Source organism: Staphylococcus ureilyticus, assembly GCF_002902235.1.
GTDB lineage: Bacteria > Bacillota > Bacilli > Staphylococcales > Staphylococcaceae > Staphylococcus > Staphylococcus ureilyticus.
The window spans coordinates 19,003-41,404 of record NZ_PPRL01000089.1 but is presented as its reverse complement, the minus strand read 5'-3'; the positions used below and the strand labels follow the sequence as shown (position 1 = coordinate 41,404).

The window sequence follows — 22,402 nt, the reverse complement described above, 5'->3', positions numbered from 1 at the left end:
TTTATTAACTATATAATTATGAAAGTTTGTTTTTTACTTTTGAATTTTAAGCATTCAATCATTTGATTATAATTATGGCAAAAATATGAATTAAGTAAATAAAAATGTATTAATTTTTGAGCCAATTCATTTCATTTTAATACATTCCATTTATAATATGAGCCAGGTGATATTTGTGAAAAGATTAACAAGTTTAGCGATGAAATATAAAATTTATCCGATATTAATGTTTGTAATCAGTACAATATTAGCGATTACTGTAGTCATTCAGAACATTGCTATTGCAGAAATTTTAAATGCAATGTTACGTCATACACATCAAGATTTGTTAATTTTACTACTAGTGACATTAATTGTTTTATTAGCAAGAGCGACATTTAACACAATAAATCAAATAATAGGTAATCGTATGTCTTCTCGCGTTAAATATGATTTACGACGTCAATTGATTTTAAATAAATCTTCAGAACCTATTGGTGTTCAAATTAATACATTGACTGAAAATATAGATGGTATAGCACCATTCTTTAATAGTTACTTTCCTCAAGTTCTTAAGTCTATGATGATACCACTATTTATCATTATTGCAATGTGTTTCATACATTTAAACACGGCTTTAATCATGATTGTTACAGCACCATTTATACCAATGTTTTATATCATTTTTGGGTTGAAAACACGTGATGAGTCAAAAGATAAAATGACTTATTTAAATCAATTTAGTCAACAATTTTTAAATAAAATAAAGGGTTTGATTACTCTCAAACTATTTAATAAAACAGAAGCTACAGAACAATCTTTATATGGAGAAAGTACGACTTTTCGAAATTTAACAATGCGTATTTTAAGAAGTGCTTTTTTATCAGGTTTGATGTTAGAGTTTATCAGTATGCTTGGAATTGGCCTTGTTGCTTTAGAAGCGGGGTTAGGATTAATATTATTTAATAGTATAGATTTTAAAACTGCAGCCATAGCAATTATATTAGCACCGGAATTTTATAATGCTATTAAAGATTTAGGTCAATCTTTTCATACTGGAAAGCAAAGTGAAGGTTCAAGTGACGTTGTTTTCGATTTATTAGATCGACAAGAAGCATATGTGAAACCACAAGTGCAAACGAATAGTTATCAAAAGCCATTAATACAACTTGAGCATGTGTATTATAAATACAATGATGCACAGCAACATGCTTTGCAAGATATCAACATTAGTATTTATGAAGGGGAACATATTGCATTAATTGGAAAAAGTGGAGCTGGAAAATCTACTTTAGCTCAAGTTATAGCACAACATTTTAAACCACAATATGGTTCTGTTATTTATAAACAACAGTTAAAAATTGGTTTTTTGAGTCAGCATCCATATATTTTTAATGCATCTATAAGAGATAATATGACGATGTTCCAAAAAATTGAAAAAGATAAAATTTTAGAAGCGCTTGACGATGTTAACTTAAAAAATATTGTCAATAAGTTAGAAAAGGGTATTGATACTTGGATTGGTGAAGGTGGAGAGATGCTATCTGGAGGGCAGATGCGAAGAATTGAACTGTCACGGTTATTATTATTACAACCTGATGTACTGATATTCGATGAGCCTGCAACGGGATTAGATGTACAAACTGAGCATGTCATTCAATCTGTGATAAACAGAAAGTTTGAAAATACGACGATCATCACTATCGCACATAGAGAACATACAATAAAAAATGCAGATAGACGTATAAAAATTAATGAAGGTTCCGTTGAAGCTATAAAAGTAATCGAGCAAAATGCGTATAAAGGTGGTGGCTTTTGTTGAGACCACGTATTCAATTTAAGGTAGATAAAGATTTGGTTTTATCTATTATTGTAGGTATATTGGGCAGTTTAACTGCATTAAGCATGTTTTTCTTGAGTGGTTATATGGTGACGCAAAGTGCATTAGGGGCACCATTGTTTGCATTAATGGTTTTAATTGTTTCTGTTAAAATGTTTGGGTTTATACGTGCTGTTGCAAGATATATTGAAAGATTGCTGTCTCACAGAGCCACATTTACTATGTTGAGAAATGTGAGAGTACAATTCTTCAAACATATTATACCTGTCGTGCCAGATGTGTATAGAAAATTTAAATCAAGTGATTTACTTGGGCGCATGGTTGGTAGCGTAGAAGCACTACAAAATATTTATTTAAGAGTTTATTATCCGCCAGTAGTCATTGGTTTAACGGCAATGATTGCAATGGTTGTGACGTTTTATTTTTCATTTGTTCATGCAATTATCATCTTTTTAAGTATGTTGATAACATTGGTTTTAATCCCTTGGTTAAGCGCGAAAAAAGCACAATTATTAAAAAGAGATGTTAATCGTGTACAAGATCAATTTTTAAATCAATTTTACGATTATAAAGAAGGGTATCAAGAACTTGCAAGATTTGACCAAACAGCATATTATCAACATCGGGTGTTAAATCAATTGAATCAGTATGAACAAGCACAAGCAAAAGAGCAACGATTCTTATCATTGTATGAATATAGTTTGAATCTGGTTTCAATGATTGCTTTATTTGCAACTTTATATTTAGGTGTTATACAAGTGCAAAATCAACAATTAGATGTTGTTTACTTAACAAGTATTGTTTTGATGATGTTAACATTATTCGAACAAGCAATCCCTATGAGTAATGTGGCTTATTATAAAGCCGAGACGGATGAAGCATTGAGCAATATTAATGAAGTTATTGCTCACCCAATGCAACAAGGCAATCAACCACTATCACTAGAAAGTGATGTGCATCAACCTTTCGTAGAAGTTAAAAATGTTGATTTTAAATATTGGAATCAATCGAATTACACTTTAAAAGAATTGAAATTACGGGTGCATGAAGGTGAACATGTAGCAATTATTGGACCTTCCGGCTCAGGTAAGAGTACCTTATTACAGTTAATATTGGGACTTTATCAAAGTGAAAATGGTGTGGTTTTAATAAATAATCAAGATATTACAACCCTTTTAGATTCAAATAAATACAGTTCGATTAATGCTCTGTTACAGTCACAACAGTTATTTGATGGTACAGTACGTGATAATTTATTCACTGATAAAGATGATGCAGTAATCAAAGAAGTTTTTGATACACTAGGTTTATCGCACATTGAATTAGATAGACACATCACACTTTCAGGTAATACACTGTCTGGCGGTGAGATTCAACGAATGGGTATTGCAAGATTATTATTGAAAGAAGCTCCGATTTGGGTGTTGGACGAGCCTACAACAGCGTTAGATATTTATCATACGAATCATGTGATGGATGAAATTCACAAGCAATCTCAAACACTAATCGTGGCAACACATGATTTACGATTACTACCAAAATTTGATAAAATCGTGGTTATGGTTGACGGTAAAATCATAGAACAAGGAGATTACCAATCGTTACTATCAAATAAAGGCTATTTATATCAAATGGTCACGTTAAATCAAGTGTGACTTTTTAACAAAAGACAGCAATATAAGTACTTGATTTGTAAATGGAAAATGTTAAAGATTTAAAGCGAAAACCTGAGCTGTAGCTCATGCATAAGCCCCACTAACCCAACAAGTTGGGAAGTGGAATAAAGGAGTACCTGAGCTGTAGCTCATGCATAAGCCCCACTAACCCAACAAGTTGGGAAGTGGGGCTTTAAAATAAACTAGAGCCTAGAACAAATCAATAATGTCCTAGACTCTAGCTTTAAATCAATATATTTAATTAATCAATTTCATAGTGTTTAACCTTAACATTTAGAATTTAGCATTATTTTGCTTTTTCTTCTGTAAAGGCATTAATTACTTTTGAAAGTAATCGATTTAGTTCTTTGTTTTCTTCTGCGCTAAGTGAAGATGCAACTGCCACATCTTGACATGCTGTGTCCAATTCAGGTCGAATTGCTTCACTTTTATCTGTTAAGTGGATAAACACTTCACGTTGATCTACTTCAGAACGTTCACGTTTAATTAAATCAACTTGCTCCATTCTTTTTAGTAATGGAGATACAGTACCTGTATCAAGTGCTAATTCAGTTACGACTTTTTTCACATTAACAGGTGAGTCAGCCCATAAGATTGTTAAAACTAAAAACTGTGGATATGTCAATTTGTATTTTTTAAAGACATTGTTAGAGTAGTAGCGATTTACTTGTCTTTGAGCATTATACAAACTGAAACATAATTGATCCTTTAAATTAAGTGGTTCAGACATAAAGTTCTCCTCCAGACATTCTATCCGTTTTGTTCTTTCTGTTATCGGATTTGAATCCGTCTATTGTTGTGTAACACTTCCTCAAGCATACTTTCACACTGTGCCATGCTAAAATAAAGTATGTATAAAGTTTAGAAGAAAGTCAACATTTTATCAAGTGAAAGGTTAATTATAAGAATAATTAAAGTTTTACGCAAACATTTTTATTTATGAAATGAGTGAGTATATGAAAAATATTAACAATCAAAAAACCCGAATTACGATTATCACAGGATTTTTAGGGAGTGGTAAAACAACTTTTCTTAGTAAATATGTAAAATATTTACAAAAAAACAATGAAAACCCAAGTGTAATCGTAAACGAAAACGGTAATTTAGATATAGATAGCTATGCTATTAGCGATGATATTGAGGTTGCGTCAATATTAAATGGTTGCGTATGTTGTGATTTGCAACTAGATTTAATAAAACAATTAAAACATTTTCTAAGCAAAAGTGCAATGCGCCATATAATAATTGAGGCGACAGGTTTAGCACATCCAATTGAAATTATTGCAGCATGCCAGGATCCTGAAATTATTGAACAAGTCGCTCAACCCACAGTAGTAGGCTTGGTGGATGGGCCTCGCTTCTTAAATCGTTTTCAATATACAAACCATACAATTCAATTGATGGAAGAACAATTATCTGTATGCCATGACATAGTGATGAACAAAATGGATCTCATTGATAATCATACACATGAGCTTGATGAAGCAATCCGCAAAATTAATCCAACAGCATCCAAATATTTTACTACATATGCAGATATGGATATGAATCAAATTGCTCTGGTTGAAAATGAAAACCAAATGAATATTAATAACCATGTACATCATCATGGGATAAATCGTCTACATTATCATTTTTCTGGACCTATTCATAGACAATTATTTTATCAATTTATTTTACGGTTGCCAGATAATGTTCTAAGATTAAAGGGATATGTAAAATTTAAAGATATGCCCAACGACATTTATGAATTTCAATATGCGTTTGGATTACCAGATTATCAAACGATTGATAAAGAAGTACCCTTAACGATTGTTATGATTGGTGAACAATTAGATATAAATCAACTACGAAATCAATTAGATATGCTACAATTTACCTAATTTAAATTAATGTACTGAAGAAGGGGTTTGATTCATTATGGAAAGAGTGAAAATTAACCAACATGTATCCTTTTCAAATGTAATACAAGGGTTTTGGAGAGCAAAAGATTGGGATTGGACACCACAACAATTAAATTACTATATTAATGAATTAGTCGAGCGTGGAATTACTACTATGGATCATGCAGATATATACGGTGATTATAGTTGTGAAGGGATTTTTGGAGAAGCGCTTAAATTATCACCTAATCTACGGGAGCATCTTGAAATCGTTTCTAAATGTGGCATTGTATTGCCATCAGAGCATTTGGCGGCAGCAAATGGACATCGATACGATCACAGTAAAAAACATATCAGAGAAACTGTGGAACGTTCGCTTAAACAATTGCAAGTAGAACAGTTAGATTCATTATTGATTCATAAACCATCTCCGTTAATGGATCCTCACGAAATCACTGAAGCTGTTAAATCTTTAGTTAAAGAAGGGAAAATCAAATCGTTCGGTGTGTCAAATTTTAACAAATCTCAGTATGATTTATTAAGTAAATGCTTAGTTTGTGATAAATTACATATTACTTTAAATCAATTAGAAATTTCTCCTTATACATTAGATGCGATTGAAGATGGAACCATTAACTATATGTACAAAGATGATGTTAAAATTATGTCATGGAGTCCGTTGGCTGGAGGGAAACTGTTTGATCTTGAAGACGAAAAATCAGCAAGAATCACTGCGATTATATCTCCATTGGCACAAAAGTATAACGTTACGACAACTGCAATTATAATGTCTTGGTTAAAAAAACATCCAGCGTCAATTATGCCAGTGTTAGGCACGCAAAAGATTAATCGTATTGATGAAGCATTACAAGGTATGACAATAACGTTAACTGACCAAGAATGGTTTGATATTTATACAGCTTCCTTAGGTCATGATATTCCTTAGATTATAATTAGAAGGAGCGTAGAACATGAGTATTCAGAATGAACAACATCATAGAGATCAGTTTAGATTTCAACGCAATTTTATTAACTTTCCTTTTTTAGGTTTTGCAATAGTAATTGCTTTATTAAACATAATATATCCTGACATAAATGTCATGATGGCATTGTTTGGTTTGTTCTTTTTATACAATGGTGGGATATTGTTTGTGGCATTTATAAAGCATTATAAACGTGTGATGGTCTTAGCAATTATCTTAACCTTAATGTCATTAGCACTATTTGGAATGACGATGTATTTATATGCTAAATCAAATAATTTACTATAATGTACAATATTACTTGATCTAAATAAGTAGTAGGAGGGCATACATGGAGCAATGGATCACTCATTTTATGGAACAATTTGGTTACTGGGGAATTGCTTTTCTGATATTTTTAGAAAATATCTTCCCTCCTATACCTTCTGAAATCATCTTAACGTTTGGTGGTTTTATGACCACACACTCAAACTTGAGTTTTATTGGTGTAACACTTACATCAACTGTAGGATCTATTGTTGGAGCGATTTCTCTTTATGGCATAGGTGCTTGGATAGGAGAAAGAAATTTATATAAAATTGTAGATCGTTATGGAAAAATAATACGAGTAAAAAGAAGTGATTTAGATAAAACACTGCATTGGTTCGAGCGATACGGTTATTGGACGATATTTTTCTGTAGATTTGTACCTCTTTTAAGAAGTTTAATTTCAATTCCTGCTGGTTTAACACGCATGAATATGCCTTTGTTTTTATTATTTACAACAATTGGTACATTGATTTGGAATATCGTTTTAATTTATTTAGGACAAACAGTTGGTAGCAATTGGCATGTGATTGTGCACTATATGGATATTTACTCTAAAATGATTTATATCGTACTTATTATTTTAGTTATTTTTATTATTTGGAAGTGGTTGAAACGTCAACGAAAGCATAAGCAAAATTAAGCATAAGCTTTGCGAATTCGAACAATATTTTAGTAGCTACTAAAGAATGGTTTACTTATTAACATCTTATGGTGTGAGATAGCACTTAAATTTATTCAAATTGATTGTATGTGCACACTTTGTCAAAGTTGACTAGGATTGAGATTCATGCATAAGTCTCACTAACGCAATAAATTGAGAAATGTAATTCAAGCATACTAAGACAATTCACTTATCTATCATTATAAGGGGATGATATTATGACAAAACAAAAGGTTTCTATTATAGGTGCTGGCAATACAGGATCTACATTAGCTTTTATTATAGCTAAACATGAATTAGCAGATGTTGTATTAATTGATCAACCTAAAAATGAAGGACAGGTTAAAGGTAAAGCACTGGATATATTACAAAGTAGTCCAATTTATGGCTTTGATGTAAATGTTTCAGGCTCAGTAGACTATGCAGATACAAAAGACTCGGATATTGTTGTGATTACTGCTGGGGTGCCACGCAAGCCTGGAATGAGCAGAGATGATTTGGTTAAAATAAATGAACAAGTAATGGAAGATGTCACAAAAGAAATTGTTAAATATTCTCCTGAATGTAAAATTATAGTGCTCACTAATCCGGTTGATGCAATGACCTATTCGGTCTTAAAAGCATCAGGTTTCTCTAAAGAACGCGTTCTTGGACAGTCGGGTATTTTAGATACTGCAAGATATCAAACATTTATAGCGGAAGCTTTAGGCGTTTCGATTAAAGATATTAAAGGATTAGTACTAGGTGGTCATGGAGATACCATGCTTCCGTTAGTTAATGCTACAAATGTTAATGGTGTACCATTGACTAAATTATTAGATGAAACTACTATTAACCAAATTATTGAACGTACTCGAAAAGGTGGTGCTGAAATAGTAGAATTATTAGGTACTGGTTCTGCTTATTATGCGCCAGCTTCAGCAGTGTATACGATGTTGGAAGCAATTTTAAAAGATCAACAACGTTTATTACCCTCTATTGCATATTTAGAGAATGAATATGGTTTTTCTGATATTTGCTTAGGTGTCCCTACAATAATAGGAGAAAATGGTATAGAACGTATCTTAGAACTCGAGCTTTCTGGTGAAGAATTAAAACAATTAAAAATTTCAGCAAATGCTGTTCAACAAGTAAAACAATCGCTAAAAAATAAATAACTTTTTTAAAAAGAAACACCCACAACATGGCTAATAAGTCTGCTGTGGGTGTTTCGTTATATAATTAAATTTGTGATTACATCCTGAAAATACAGATATACACCGCAACGTACTCAAGAAAAGTTAAAATATACATATACTTTAACCTTAACTTTGTTTTAATAGAAACATGCCAATCAGGATATTTACGTTCGTAATAGAATAATTGCAAATAAAATAAACCGATACCTAGTGGTAAACACATGAGTAGAATGCTTTTTGTGTATGAAAATCCTATGTCATGGAGTAAATGTCCAATAATTAGCTGAAATACGATGAGTACAATAAGTAAAATTAAAATATTAAAAGTCATTTTGTATGTTGTACTCCTTTCGCAAATGTATAAATTAAAACTTGAAGCAATACAAGTAATATGACAAAAAGGAAAGCATCAAAATCTAAATGATTGATGACTTCTCTATAAATTCGAAGTGGTTCATTGATAATATAAACAGAATGCAAACGCAAGAACCGTCCGATATAAATACCTAAGCCATTTAAAAACATCATTATTAATATAATGCTTCTATTTAACCAACGATGCGTTGTAAAATTTTCCATTTCTACAAACATTAAAATTAATAAATATAAGGCTAACAAGACACCGGCAACTAAAAAAGTAAAATACATCCATTCAACGATGATTAGCCCTTGATAAAAATTAAAAGTAAATTGATTTAAATGTATTAAATCAGTAACCATATATAGTGTATTGGGTACCATGCATAAAAATATAAGTACAAAAACGATAAATAATGGCCATTCATATTTATATTTCGGTTTAAATAAATTTAATAGTAAGCACAATTCAAATGGAATATATGCTAAAAATAGATTGAGTGTCATAAATTGATAAAATTGGTTAAAGAAAATAGATATAATCATTAAAATTAAAAATATTGTTCTAGCAATGTAACGTGGGGCGATACTTACACCTACTTTCCTTATAGATTTATATATGTGATAAACACACATGTTCATATAATTATTTTTAGGGGGTACAGTTTTAGCTAATGTTAAAAATACGACTTTGTTTGAAAATGTATTTTTAATATTCTCATTGATTAAGTTTAGTTAATGTTTAGTAAATGACAAGCAGTTTAATTTTTAAATAGCAAATAAAAATCCCCTCAAAAAGCTCAATATCAAGGGAAAAGCAATATAAAATTACGAATGTGATTTTTCATAATACAATTTATAAACGAAAATTTCAATTATAAACATAATTCGAACCTATTGAAAACGTTTTAAAAATAAAAACAAGTTATACATAAATAGCTATTTTCAAAACAAAGTAAATATAAAGCATTTGAGTTAATATACATTATTTTTAAATTTTCCGTTTTTGAGCGATGAGGTTGTTTACTTTTAAAGTTTATTAGTATGATTTGGACTTGTAATTTCTCACAAATTCAAACTCAGAGCGTCAAGACGTTTCAAAATGGTAATCGATAAATGTTAGTACAAAAATAATTGAAGTGTGCTAGTTGGCAATATTAAAAGAATATATATACAGAAAAAAACGTTAATTTCTATCTAATTTCAATAGAAATTAACGTTTATGCTTTAGCAAGAGCAAATAATGTTCATGTGTTTTGATTAAGATAGTTTAAATGTATACAAATAATTCCTGACCTATATATAAATTTTATTTTTTGAAGTTAAACACAGTAAATGTTTTTATGGACTAATGATTCATTATTGTTAAATGGACACCAACAATTTACAAGTCTAATAAATTCAAGCCTATGTCTGCATTGTGTTTACGATTTATATCTAGGTTTGTCATTGTAATGACGATTTCTGCAGTAGCAGATACAACTGCTTTTGTTAAATGACCGCTTAATGTTTCATATTGGTTAGTACCAAAAGTTGCATGTAAATGTGCAAACGGCTTTTCATCAATATGAGAAATATTACCTAACAGGCTAATTAATTCTAAAGGTTCTTTAATTTCCTTTTTTTCATAGGTTTTAGTTTCTAAATTATAGAAATTTAATTCTACGTCGTCACAAGCTCCAATACCACTAACCGTTCCAAATTTACCGTTTTGCTCACGAGCAAGATCCGTTACAGCTTCAACAATATCTTCACCTTGCTCTAGAACTAATACGATAGTATTGCCATCTACTTGATATACCATTTGAAAACCTCCATTCAAATTAATACGTTAATATCATTATACAATTAATTATTTATGAGATGTATAATAGTGTTTGAAAATGTAAGTTTTTCTATTGTTTTTCTATAGGAAAATGTTATAGAATGTTCTAATATTGTGCATTCCTCTAAATTAACGATTCAAAACAAGATGATTAAAAAATGTGTATAAGAATGGAGTGAGAAACGTGAATAAACAATTTTATATTTTATATTTTAATATCTTTTTAGTCTTTTTAGGTATCGGTTTGGTTGTACCAGTGTTACCCGTATACTTAAAAGATTTAGGTTTAAAAGGTAGTGATCTAGGAATTCTTGTTGCGGTCTTTGCACTCGCACAAATGATTATTTCACCATTTGGTGGTACGCTTGCAGATAAATTAGGTAAAAAATTAATTATTTGTATTGGGCTGGCACTTTTTGCGATTTCAGAATTCTTATTTGCCGCAAGCCACACGTTTTCTCTACTAATCGTTTCTAGAATATTAGGTGGGTTTAGTGCTGGAATGGTTATGCCTGGTGTTACAGGGATGATTGCTGATATTTCTATCGGAAGAGATAAAGCGAAGAATTTTGGTTATATGTCTGCAATCATTAATTCAGCTTTCATTTTAGGGCCTGGTTTAGGTGGATTACTAGCAGAAGTTTCACATAGATTACCGTTTTATGTGGCTGGTACTAGTGGTGTGATAGCACTTATATTATCTATCACTTTAATTAAAAATCCAAAAAACGAAACGCAAGATGGTTTTACACATTATCAACCTGAATTATTGTCTAAAATAAATTGGAAAGTGTTTCTCACTCCAGTCATTTTAACACTTGTACTCGCATTTGGTTTGTCGGCGTTCGAAACATTATTCCCTTTATATACAGCCGATAAAGCACACTATTCACCTATAGATATCTCCTTTGCAATTACTGGTGGAGGCATTTTTGGTGCGATATTCCAAGTGTTTTTCTTTGATAAGTTTATGAAATACTTTGAAGAACTTACTTTCATTACTTATGCATTACTTTATTCAGCAATTATATTACTTGCGTTGACATTTATGCATAATTACTGGTCAATTATGATTATTAGTTTTATAGTATTTATTGGATTTGATATGATTCGACCAGCAATTACGAATTATTTTTCTAATATTGCTGGAAATCGCCAAGGATTTGCTGGTGGATTAAACTCGACCTTCACAAGCATGGGGAATTTTATAGGACCATTAGTAGCTGGTACATTATACGATATTAACTTTGAATTCCCACTTTATATGGCAATATTAGTAATGTTTATTGGTATGATAGTAATATTTATTGAGAAATCAATTCGAAATCGTCTAAAAAAATCATAAAATTAATAACGCAGACAAGTTACGATGCTTAAAACGAAATGCTATATATGACATGAGAAAATAAGTCACTATTCTATAAAAGATAATTTAGGTTTCTCACAAATAAACTAATATTAAAGGAGTAAGATATGAGATTGGAGTTACCAATTTAATTTCATATCTTACTCCTTTTTAATTTGAAAAATAAAGCAATTCAAACTTTAGAAATATGTTGATTTGTCATGTTAATACTCCTAATTGGTTTAAAAGTGGCTGTATTTATTCATTTATAATTTCAAATATGACACGAATATTAAATTAAGTTGCATACGTAATATTCATGTTACAGAAATTACAATTGTTTTAAATTGTAGTCTATATAAGTTTTTTGTTAAATATTTGTGATAATATGTTGTTGTGATTATTAAAGAGAGATGATTAAGGGGATAAAGTTGAAGAATTTACTATTATCAATATTGGCTTTTCTATTAACATGCTGCTTCATATTTTTATTAGTATTAGTTACTAATCAACAAGTGCTAGCCAAAGTACATGAAACGATATCGAGTTATTCCGATACTAATAATACTGTTCAATCCAAAGCAAGCGCGGAAAAAACAGACTTCGAATCAAACATGCCGAACGATAAAAAGCATGACGCGCAAAAAGAAAAGCCATATAATGCAAAAAAACATGAGCCGATAGCAAAATTAGCAACGCATGATTTGAATGATAAAGAGACTGGAGAAATCAATTTGCCTCAATTTTCAGAAGCGCTAAATAAAGCGAAAAAAATGGTAGACAATGATAACCATTCTGAAAATAAATATAATGACTATGGTATTGATAGTACATGTGAGGGAACTTATTACTATATTTTTACTTTCGAAAATAAGCAACATCCCAAAACATATTATAGAGTCACTGTAGATCAAAATAATGAGGCAAGAATATTTGATGATGCTTATCAAGTTCAAAAACATCAAGACCAAGACAAACCGAGAATATCGCCTCATGAATCAGAAGTAATTGCTCAAAAATATGCAAAAGATGCACTAGGAAATAATGCTACCTTGAAAAAAGTTCAAGCTTCAAAGCAAGGTATGTCCTATACATTTTATGATGCGGCTGCAAACAAAGAATATAAAGTTATTGTGAATAAATTGGGTGATGTCATACGTCAACCTGCATTAAAATAGGGAAATAAAAACATTCAACTTTTAGATACTATTGAAGTTGAATGTTTTTTAGTATCATAAAAAAGTATAAAGTTAAATGTATCGATGTTATTATTATATTAAGACTAAACTGATTTATATTTTGATGAATATTAAATTATTAAAAATTGAAAAGGATGAATGTTTTGAAAAAAATAAAAAAAGCAATTATACCTGCAGCAGGATTAGGTACAAGATTTCTTCCGGCAACAAAAGCTATGCCAAAAGAAATGCTACCAATTTTAGATAAACCAACGATTCAATACATTGTTGAGGAAGCGGCTCGTGCTGGTATTGAAGACATTATAATTGTGACTGGTAAACATAAACGAGCAATTGAAGATCATTTTGATAATCAAAAAGAATTAGAAATGATTTTAGAAGAAAAAGGAAAAACTGATTTATTAGAAAAAGTGAATTACTCTACCGAACTTGCTAATATTTTTTATGTAAGACAAAAAGAACAGAAAGGCTTAGGACATGCGATTTATTCAGCGCGTCAATTTATTGGGGATGAACCTTTTGCCGTATTATTAGGTGATGATATTGTTGAATCTACACAGCCAGCCATCAAACAATTGATGAATACATATGAAGAAACTGGTAAATCCGTAATCGGTGTTCAAGAAGTGGATGAAAACGATACACATCGTTACGGTATTATTGACCCATTAAGTAAAAGCGGACGTCAATATGAAGTGAATCAATTTGTAGAAAAACCAAAACAAGGAACTGCACCTTCAAATCTAGCAATTATGGGGCGTTATGTGTTAACACCTGATATTTTTGAATATTTAGCAAATCAAGGTAAAGGTGCCGGTGGGGAGATTCAACTGACAGACGCTATTGAAAGAATGAATAAGGAAAGCCATGTCTATGCCTATGATTTTGAAGGTGAGCGTTATGATGTTGGTGAAAAATTAGGTTTCGTTAAAACTACAATAGAATTTGCTTTAAAAGATCAAGAAATGAAAGCGGCGTTAACGCAATTTATTAAGCAACTTAATCTGGATGAATGATTTGTGATAAAGTTACTTTATAGATAGAAAATATAAAATATTTTGATATACATGAAACATTTTAATCATATGAGGTATCGAAATGAAACAAAAGAAAACGAATGCTATGCGTATGTTAGATCGTCAAAAGATAAACTATAGTGTCAATATTTATGAAATTTCAGATGAACATATAGATGGTACTGAAGTAGCAAATAAAGTAGGTATAGAGGATAAGTATGTTTATAAAACACTTGTTTTAGAAAATAGTGATCATCATCATTTTGTGTTTATTATTCCGGTCAGTAACACATTAGATATGAAAGCGGCGGCACATGCGGTAAATGAAAAGAAACTGCAATTAATGCCTTTAGATGATCTTAAAAAAGTAACAGGCTATATAAGAGGTGGTTGTTCACCGATTGGCATGAAAAAGCAATTTGAAACCGTTGTTGATGAACAAGCAACAAGTATAGATTCACTTTATATTAGTGGCGGAGAGCGTGGGGGACAGATTGAAATGGCAGTAGATGATTTGGTTGAAGTCACCAATGCAAAAGTGATGCACGTCACTCATCATTGAACAACGCAAAAATAAATAAAATCACGAAATAGGCATGATTCCATTTCGTGATTATTTAGCAGGCAATAAGTAATTAAATATTTTTTGTAATTTTATAAAATTGAGTGTATTAATGATTTGAATCTTTATTCGAATTTTGCACTCTTTTTTTTATGCGTTTTTTAAATTGACGTTCTACAATCATTAAAAACGTAAGGCTCAATGTAAAAAATGTGAGAGCCATCGTTAGAACAAACATAGATTCTATTGGGAGTAAAAGTAATATAAGTAGTACGATAAAGTTACTAATATATGCATATGTATAGAGTAAAATCATGGTCATTCGTATATATTTGTCGGATGTTTGACTAATAAATTGTAACAGGTTAAACGCCATTTGAAAAAACAACAAAATATATATTAGCAAAGTTTGAAAAAACACAAAATCAGTTTTGAATTTTTCACTTATGTATATATTGAGCATCATTAAAATAGCAAAGATAACTGCGGTACTGATTCTGATTCGTCTTTCCCATTTTACTATAGATGATTTTTGCATAACTTCAAGGCACTCCTTGTAAGAAATATATGGAATAAAAAAGATTGTGTTATACATTGTGCATTATAACGTAATGAGATGTATTATCAAGATACTCAAAATGGTTATTAATACATAGTTATGGAGCATAATTATTTATAAAAAGGCCAATCATCAAATTTTATTAGTTATATATGATTGTTTTTGATTGCTTTTGACAATAAATGATTGAAAAAAGAAAGCGCAACCATTATAATGAAAATGAAATGAGGTGAAGGGATGATTACAGAAAAGCGCCAGGAGCTCATATTGACTGAATTGTCAAAAAAAGATTTTTTAACCTTGCAAGAATTAATAGATCGAACTGGATGTAGTGCTTCTACAATTCGCCGAGATTTATCCAAATTACAAAAAATTGGGAAGTTGAAAAGAGTACACGGTGGGGCAATGCTTAATGAATCATCAATTTTAGAACCTAATTTGGCAGATAAACGTGGTACAAATTTAAAGGAAAAACAAGAAATTGCTCGATTAGCAGCACTAGAAATAGAAGACAATGAATGTATTTTTATAGATGCTGGTTCAACTACACTTGAGATGATTCCTTATATTGATGCACAAAATATCATTGTAGTAACAAGTGGTTTGACGCATGTCGAAGAGTTAATTAAACATGGTATTCGTACATTTGTTTTAGGTGGAGAAATTAAATCGACAACATATGCGACAGTAGGTGCTAGCGCACTTGAAACGTTGAAAAGCTATCGTTTTGATAAAGTGTTCCTTGGTATGAACGGCATTGATTTAAAATATGGTTTAACTACACCAGACGAGCAAGAAGCAATTATTAAAAAACACGCGATATATTTAGGTTCGAAAGCGTATGTTTTAGCTGATCATGATAAATACGACAAGGTGTATTTTGCACATGTGCCTGTCGAAACACAAGTTAGCATTGTTACTTCTAAAAAAGTAAAAGAGAGTGACATATTTAAGCAATATACTGAACATTATACATTTATTGGAGGTACACGATGATTTATACGGTAACTTTTAATCCCTCTATTGATTACATCATGTTTGCTGATGATTTTGAATTAAATGGATTAAACAGAGCGACAGAAACTTTTAAATTTGCTGGAGGTAAGGGTATCAATGTTTCAAGGGTATTGAAAACATTGAATGTCCCTTCAACAGCCTTAGGATTTGCAGGTGGATTTCCAGGTCAATTTATAGATGACACTTTAAAAAAAGCAGGTATTCAAACTGATTTTATAGAGATAGATGAAGATACGCGGATTAATGTAAAACTGAAAACTGGTGATGAAACAGAAATAAATGCACCAGGTCCAAATATTTCTCAAACACAATTTGAAAATCTACTCAGACAACTTAAACAAACTTCAAAAAAAGATATAGTAGTCGTGGCAGGAAGTATACCGAAAAGCGTCCCTAAAGATGCTTATGAACAAATTGCAAAAATCATAAAACAAACAGGTGCTCGATTAGTCGTAGATGCTGAAAAAGATTTAGTGGAATCCGTATTAAAATACAACCCACTATTTATTAAACCGAACAAACATGAATTAGAAGTGATGTTTGATACATCAATCAATTCTGACGAAGATGTTATCCATTACGCACAAGAAATTATGAAACAAGGAGCATCATCTGTGATTGTGTCACTTGGTGGTGAGGGCGCAATTTATGTTGATCATAAACATAGTTTGAAAGCGTCAGTACCTCATGGTCAAGTTGTCAATACAGTTGGTTCCGGTGATAGCACTGTTGCAGGCATGATAGCTGGTCTTGAAACAGGATTGACGATTGAAAATGCGTTTAAACAAGCGGTTTCTGCGGGGACAGCTACTGCTTTTAACGATGATTTAGCCTCATACAAAGCAATTGAAGATATTAAAGAACAAGTGACAATTACGACGCTAAAAGGGAGTGAATGAGATGAGAATTACAGAGTTATTAACTCAAGAGACAATAGCTATGGATCTTTCATCAACTGATAAGAATGGTGTCATAGATGAATTAGTGAATCAACTAGATAAAGCAAACAAATTAAACGATGTATCAGTTTTTAAAGAAGCTATTTATAATCGTGAAGCGCAAAGTACCACAGGTATTGGAGAAGGTATTGCGATACCACATGCTAAAGTAGCTGCGGTAGATACGCCTGCTATCGCCTTTGGTAAATCTAAAGCGGGTGTGGATTATCAAAGTTTAGATATGCAACCGGCACATCTGTTCTTTATGATTGCTGCTCCAGAAGGTGGCGCACAAACACATTTAGATGCATTAGCAAAACTATCAGGTATTTTAATGGATGATAAAGTGCGAGAAGATTTACTAAATGCAACGTCTCCACAAGAAGTGTTACAAATCATTGATAAAGCTGATGATGAAGCTACAGAAGAAGTAGAAGAAGAAACCGAAAGCTCTGTATCTTCAGCTGACACAAATGAACCCTATATATTAGCGGTTACTGCTTGTCCAACGGGCATAGCACATACTTATATGGCTCGCGATGCTTTGAAAAAGCAAGCTGAAAAAATGGGCGTTAAAATAAAAGTAGAAACAAATGGATCTGGCGGTATAAAGAATCATCTCACAAATGAAGATATCGAACGTGCAACTGGCGTTATTGTAGCGGCAGATGTGCATGTTGAAACAGCGCGTTTTAATGGTAAGAATGTTGTTGAAGTACCAGTAGCTGACGGAATTAAACGCCCAGAAGAATTAATAAATATGGCTCAAGATACTTCTCGTAAACCGTTTGTAGCGAGTGCTGATTCAAGTAAAGCACAATCAGAAAGTAATGAAAAACAAGGTGTCGGTAAGACAATTTATAAACATTTGATGAACGGTGTTTCTAATATGCTACCACTTGTTATAGCTGGTGGTATTTTAATGGCTATTGTGTTCTTGTTTGGTGCAAACTCATTTGATCCAAAAAGTTCAGATTACAATGCGTTCGCAGAACAATTGTGGAATATAGGTAACAAGAGCGCCTTTATGTTAATTATACCTATACTTGCTGGTTATATTGCACGCAGTATTGCAGACAAACCAGGTTTTGCTGCTGGTTTGGTTGGTGGTTTGTTAGCTAGTACAGGTGATTCTGGCTTTATCGGCGGCATTCTTGCAGGTTTCTTAGCAGGTTATTTAACATTAGGCATCAAAAAATTAACAAATGGTATGCCACAATCTCTAGAAGGTTTAAAACCAACTTTAATTTTCCCGGTATTCTCTGTTTCTATAACAGGTTTACTGATGATTTATGTTTTAAATCCTCCAGCATCTTGGTTAAATAATTTATTGCTGAATGGATTACAAAGTTTATCAGGTACTAACATTATGTTACTAGGTCTTGTTATTGGCGCGATGATGGCGATCGATATGGGTGGTCCATTTAATAAAGCAGCTTACGTATTCGCTGTAGCTGCATTGACAGAAGGTAATGCAGCACCAATTACAGCAGCGATGATTGGCGGTATGGTGCCACCGATTGCTATTGCCACAGCAATGTTACTGTTCCGTAAAAAATTCACAAAAGAACAAAAAGGTTCTATTGTTCCAAACTACGTGATGGGGCTATCCTTCATTACTGAAGGCGCAATTCCTTTTGCCGCAGCTGATCCTATTCGTGTAATCCCGTCTATGATGGTGGGTTCAGGTGTAGCAGGTGCAATTGCATTAGGCTTAGGGTCATCCATTCAAGCACCACATGGTGGTATTATTGTTATATTAGGAACAGACTTTAGTCACGTATTACAATCATTGATAGCAATCATTATTGGAGCTATCATAGCAGCAGTTATTTACGGTATGTTAAAACCAAAATTAACAAAAGATGAGATTCAAAGTTCAGAAGCGATGAATGATTAAAATTATAGAGATTCATAATGAAAAGCCAGAAGAAACTCGTGATTGAGTGAAACTTCTGGTTTTTTTATTATTGGCTTTTGAATATAATATAAGCGTTGAATTTGGTAAAATAAAATATAAGTGATGTAAGAAAATTTTAACCTAAAATAATTGAAAAGAAGGTAATATAAATGGTTGAATATGTAATTGAAAATGGACGAATATATACTGAAACTGAAACCATTGATTGCGGTTATATCATCATTAAATCTGGTAAAATTGCTGGTTTAGGTATAGGAACGTATGAAGGTGATTTACAAACGATCGATGCACAAGGGCATCATATTCTACCTGGTTTTATTGATATTCATATGCATGGTGGCTATGGGGAAGATGCGATGGATGCATCGATGACGGGCTTAAAACATTTATCAGAATCATTGCTATCTGAAGGCACAACGAGTTATTTAGCAACTACAATGACACAATCAGATGAAAATATAACAAAAGCACTTAAAAATATTGCTACATATCAAACACAACAAGATACGAAAAATACAGCTGAAATTGTGGGTATCCATTTAGAAGGTCCGTTTATTTCTGAGCATAAGGTAGGGGCACAAAATCCTGGTTATGTCCAACGACCTTCAGTAGAAAAATTAAAATACTTCCAAAATATAGCGAATAATCACATCAAAGTCGTCACATTTGCACCTGAAGTCGATGGTGCTAAAGAAACGTTGGCAACTTTTAAAGATCAAATTATATTTTCAATTGGACATACGGTTGCGACATTTGATGAGAGCAATGAAGCGGTGGAAAACGGTGCCAAACATGTTACGCATTTATATAATGCAGGTACCCCGTTTGAACATAGAGAACCAGGTCTATTCGGTGCTGCGTGGGTTAATGAAAAATTAAACACTGAAGTTATCGTCGATGGGATTCATTCACATCCAGCTGCTGTAAATATTGCATATAAGCAAAAAGGCAATGAACATTTCTATTTAATTACAGATGCTATGAGAGCAAAAGGTATGCCGGATGGAGAATATGATTTAGGAGGTCAAAATGTCATCGTGAGAGGCTCAGAAGCACGTTTAGCTTCAGGAGCATTAGCGGGAAGTATTTTAAAAATGAATACTGGTTTGCATAATCTTATTAAATTTACAGGTGATACCCTAGATAATCTATGGCGTGTTACGAGCTTAAATCAGGCCATTGCTTTGAACATTGACGATAAAAAAGGTAGCTTAAAAACAGGTAAAGATGCTGATATTGTCATTGTGAACGATGATATTGAAGTTCAGACAACAATTAAAAATGGTGAAATCCATCATTTTATAAAATAAGCATTATTTTAAAGTATATAAACATTTTCAGAACAAAAGATGTAAAATTTAGAAAGTTGACGTGAAGGTGATTTTGCGTTTAAATGGTACATTAGGTGAATATAAAATTTTAATTTGTATAAATTACTTTCGAAATAAGTATTGTGATAAAATAAAAGAAATGCGTATTTTTAGGGAGGTGTTACAATGGGAAGGATTTAGCATATAAAACAAACTTAAGCAATCAAATCATATTTTATAAGCAGTCACCTATTGTGACACAAAATTTGGAGGTGAATCCCTAGAAATAGGGAACTAATTGGAAACAGTGACCATAATAAATTTAGTAATATTCTTTTTTTTAATAGCATTAACTACAGTCTTCGTAGGCTCAGAATTTGCATTAGTAAAGGTACGTACTACTAGGATTGAACAACTTGCAACAGAAGGCAATGGTAGTGCACGTGTTGTTAAAAAAATGATTAAAAACCTAGACTATTACTTATCAGCATGTCAATTGGGTATTACAGTGACATCTTTAGGATTAGGTTGGTTAGGTGAACCAACATTTAACAAGTTGCTACACCCATTATTTGAATTAATCCATTTACCTGAAGCACTGACGACAACTATTTCATTTATCGTAGCATTTATCATTGTGACATATCTACATGTTGTTTTGGGTGAGTTAGCACCAAAAACACTTGCTATCCAATATACTGAAAAATTAGCATTGGTTTACGCTAGACCGCTATATTATTTCGGATTTGTAATGAAACCATTAATTTGGTTAATGAATGGTTCTGCAAGAATGATTATTCGTATGTTTGGTGTGGATCCTGATGCAAATAATGATGCAATGTCAGAAGAAGAAATAAAAATTATTATAAATAATAGTTATAATGGTGGAGAAATCAATCAAACAGAATTAGCATATATGCAAAATATTTTTTCTTTTGATGAAAGACATGCCAAGGATATCATGGTGCCGCGTACACAAATGGTTACATTAAATGAACCGTTTAATGTAGATGAACTATTAGAAACGATTAAGGAACATCAATTCACACGTTACCCAATTACAGAAGATGGCGATAAAGACCATGTTAAAGGGTTTATTAATGTAAAAGAATTTTTAACAGAGTATGCTTCTGGTAAACCGATGAAAGCAAGTAACTATATTCATGATTTACCAATGATTTCTGAAACAACTAGGATTAGTGATGCGCTTATTAGAATGCAGCGTGAACATGTTCACATCAGTTTGATTATCGATGAATATGGTGGTACTGCAGGTATTTTAACGATGGAAGATATCTTAGAAGAAATTGTCGGTGAAATTCGTGATGAGTTTGATGATGATGAAGTCAATGATGTTGTAAGACTAAGTGATAATAAATACCAAATTAACGGTAGAGTGTTATTAGATGATTTAAATGATCAATTTGGTATTGAATTTGAAGATTCTGAAGATATAGATACAATTGGTGGCTGGTTACAGGCACATAATACTAATTTACAACCCAATGATTATGTAGATACACAATATGATCGTTGGATTATATCAGAAGTGGATAATCATCAAATTATCAATGTTATCTTAGAATTTGAATCTCATGAAACACGTCCAACTCCAGAAGAAGATGAAGACGAAGAAAGCAATGATAATTAAGCTATGAGTATGATGCACTAGCAATGTTGAAATTTTTAGCATAGCAATCATCATTTGCTGACAAGATATCAACATATGTTTTGCACCACTCGCATATTACTTGTATGATAAAATATAAGTAGGTATTGCAAAAACTGGGACATCATTGAATGTTCCAGTTTTTTTATAATTATCTTTATAGAAAAGCTAAATG

The 22,402-nt window shown here is 31.8% G+C and carries 20 protein-coding genes; 16 read left to right on the top strand and 4 right to left on the bottom strand.

Features of this window, described 5'->3' with window-relative positions:
- Nucleotides 1-175: 175 nt before the first annotated feature.
- Nucleotides 176-1,801: an ABC transporter ATP-binding protein/permease gene (locus CD150_RS09695; RefSeq protein ID WP_103161535.1), complete on the top strand. Its 1,626-nt coding sequence runs from the start codon at nucleotides 176-178 to the stop codon at nucleotides 1,799-1,801.
- Nucleotides 1,798-3,474, top strand: a complete 1,677-nt coding sequence (gene cydC, locus CD150_RS09690) for a thiol reductant ABC exporter subunit CydC (protein WP_073343280.1) — start codon at nucleotides 1,798-1,800, stop codon at nucleotides 3,472-3,474. The genes CD150_RS09695 and cydC overlap by 4 nt, the downstream gene beginning before the upstream one ends.
- Nucleotides 3,475-3,781: 307 nt before the next feature.
- Here cydC and mgrA read toward each other — a convergent pair whose 3' ends face one another.
- Entirely contained in the window at nucleotides 3,782-4,225 is a 444-nt protein-coding gene (gene mgrA, locus CD150_RS09685) for a global transcriptional regulator MgrA (RefSeq protein WP_046207364.1), read from the bottom strand.
- Between the two features lie 226 nt (nucleotides 4,226-4,451).
- Between mgrA and CD150_RS09680 the strand changes: the two genes are divergently transcribed.
- The 5 genes from CD150_RS09680 to mdh all read left to right on the top strand — a co-directional run bounded on the left by CD150_RS09680 (nucleotide 4,452) and on the right by mdh (nucleotide 8,488).
- Nucleotides 4,452-5,378, top strand: a complete 927-nt coding sequence (locus CD150_RS09680) for a CobW family GTP-binding protein (protein ID WP_103161534.1) — start codon at nucleotides 4,452-4,454, stop codon at nucleotides 5,376-5,378.
- A 37-nt stretch (nucleotides 5,379-5,415) separates the two neighbouring features.
- Nucleotides 5,416-6,324: an aldo/keto reductase gene (locus CD150_RS09675; protein WP_103161533.1), complete on the top strand. Its 909-nt coding sequence runs from the start codon at nucleotides 5,416-5,418 to the stop codon at nucleotides 6,322-6,324.
- Between the two features lie 25 nt (nucleotides 6,325-6,349).
- Nucleotides 6,350-6,649 (top strand): hypothetical protein, encoded by a 300-nt coding sequence (locus CD150_RS09670; RefSeq protein WP_064209544.1) that lies wholly within the window; start codon nucleotides 6,350-6,352, stop codon nucleotides 6,647-6,649.
- A gap of 43 nt (nucleotides 6,650-6,692) precedes the next feature.
- Complete coding sequence (locus CD150_RS09665; protein WP_103161532.1) at nucleotides 6,693-7,310, top strand: DedA family protein; 618 nt, start codon at nucleotides 6,693-6,695, stop codon at nucleotides 7,308-7,310.
- Nucleotides 7,311-7,549: 239 nt separating this feature from the next.
- On the top strand, nucleotides 7,550-8,488 hold the full coding sequence (gene mdh, locus CD150_RS09660; RefSeq protein WP_073343271.1) for a malate dehydrogenase: 939 nt from the start codon (nucleotides 7,550-7,552) through the stop codon (nucleotides 8,486-8,488).
- Nucleotides 8,489-8,564: 76 nt separating this feature from the next.
- On the opposite strand, the gene CD150_RS13770 is transcribed toward mdh, so the two are convergent.
- The 3 genes from CD150_RS13770 to CD150_RS09645 form a co-directional block, all read right to left on the bottom strand.
- Complete coding sequence (locus tag CD150_RS13770; RefSeq protein ID WP_070657624.1) at nucleotides 8,565-8,840, bottom strand: hypothetical protein; 276 nt, start codon at nucleotides 8,838-8,840, stop codon at nucleotides 8,565-8,567.
- Nucleotides 8,837-9,502, bottom strand: a complete 666-nt coding sequence (locus CD150_RS09650; protein WP_081370522.1) for a DUF1361 domain-containing protein — start codon at nucleotides 9,500-9,502, stop codon at nucleotides 8,837-8,839. The genes CD150_RS13770 and CD150_RS09650 overlap by 4 nt, the downstream gene beginning before the upstream one ends.
- A 748-nt stretch (nucleotides 9,503-10,250) precedes the next feature.
- Entirely contained in the window at nucleotides 10,251-10,670 is a 420-nt protein-coding gene (locus tag CD150_RS09645; RefSeq protein WP_046207371.1) for a PPC domain-containing DNA-binding protein, read from the bottom strand.
- A gap of 205 nt (nucleotides 10,671-10,875) precedes the next feature.
- On the opposite strand from CD150_RS09645, the gene norA reads away from it, so the two are divergent.
- The 9 genes from norA (at nucleotide 10,876) to CD150_RS09595 (ending at nucleotide 22,209) form a co-directional block, all read left to right on the top strand.
- A complete protein-coding gene (norA, locus tag CD150_RS09640; RefSeq protein ID WP_103161531.1) occupies nucleotides 10,876-12,036 on the top strand; it encodes a multidrug efflux MFS transporter NorA in 1,161 nt (386 codons plus the stop codon).
- Between the two features lie 431 nt (nucleotides 12,037-12,467).
- Entirely contained in the window at nucleotides 12,468-13,214 is a 747-nt protein-coding gene (locus tag CD150_RS09635) for a hypothetical protein (RefSeq protein WP_103161530.1), read from the top strand.
- Nucleotides 13,215-13,378: 164 nt separating this feature from the next.
- Nucleotides 13,379-14,251 carry a UTP--glucose-1-phosphate uridylyltransferase GalU gene (galU, locus tag CD150_RS09630; RefSeq protein ID WP_073343265.1) on the top strand — a complete coding sequence of 291 codons (873 nt, stop codon included), beginning with the start codon at nucleotides 13,379-13,381 and terminating at the stop codon, nucleotides 14,249-14,251.
- A gap of 82 nt (nucleotides 14,252-14,333) precedes the next feature.
- A complete protein-coding gene (gene ybaK, locus CD150_RS09625) occupies nucleotides 14,334-14,813 on the top strand; it encodes a Cys-tRNA(Pro) deacylase (RefSeq protein WP_073343262.1) in 480 nt (159 codons plus the stop codon).
- Nucleotides 14,814-15,609: 796 nt separating this feature from the next.
- Complete coding sequence (locus CD150_RS09615; protein WP_073343257.1) at nucleotides 15,610-16,368, top strand: DeoR/GlpR family DNA-binding transcription regulator; 759 nt, start codon at nucleotides 15,610-15,612, stop codon at nucleotides 16,366-16,368.
- Nucleotides 16,365-17,288, top strand: a complete 924-nt coding sequence (gene pfkB / locus CD150_RS09610; RefSeq protein ID WP_103161529.1) for a 1-phosphofructokinase — start codon at nucleotides 16,365-16,367, stop codon at nucleotides 17,286-17,288. Before CD150_RS09615 ends, pfkB begins: the two co-directional genes overlap by 4 nt.
- A 1-nt stretch (nucleotide 17,289) precedes the next feature.
- Nucleotides 17,290-19,227, top strand: coding sequence for a PTS fructose transporter subunit IIABC (locus CD150_RS09605; RefSeq protein WP_073343251.1), 1,938 nt, complete (start codon nucleotides 17,290-17,292; stop codon nucleotides 19,225-19,227).
- A 170-nt stretch (nucleotides 19,228-19,397) separates the two neighbouring features.
- Nucleotides 19,398-20,558 carry an N-acetylglucosamine-6-phosphate deacetylase gene (nagA, locus tag CD150_RS09600; RefSeq protein WP_073343249.1) on the top strand — a complete coding sequence of 387 codons (1,161 nt, stop codon included), beginning with the start codon at nucleotides 19,398-19,400 and terminating at the stop codon, nucleotides 20,556-20,558.
- 298 nt (nucleotides 20,559-20,856) lie between these two features.
- Nucleotides 20,857-22,209, top strand: a complete 1,353-nt coding sequence (locus tag CD150_RS09595; protein WP_073343246.1) for a hemolysin family protein — start codon at nucleotides 20,857-20,859, stop codon at nucleotides 22,207-22,209.
- Nucleotides 22,210-22,402: the final 193 nt, after the last annotated feature.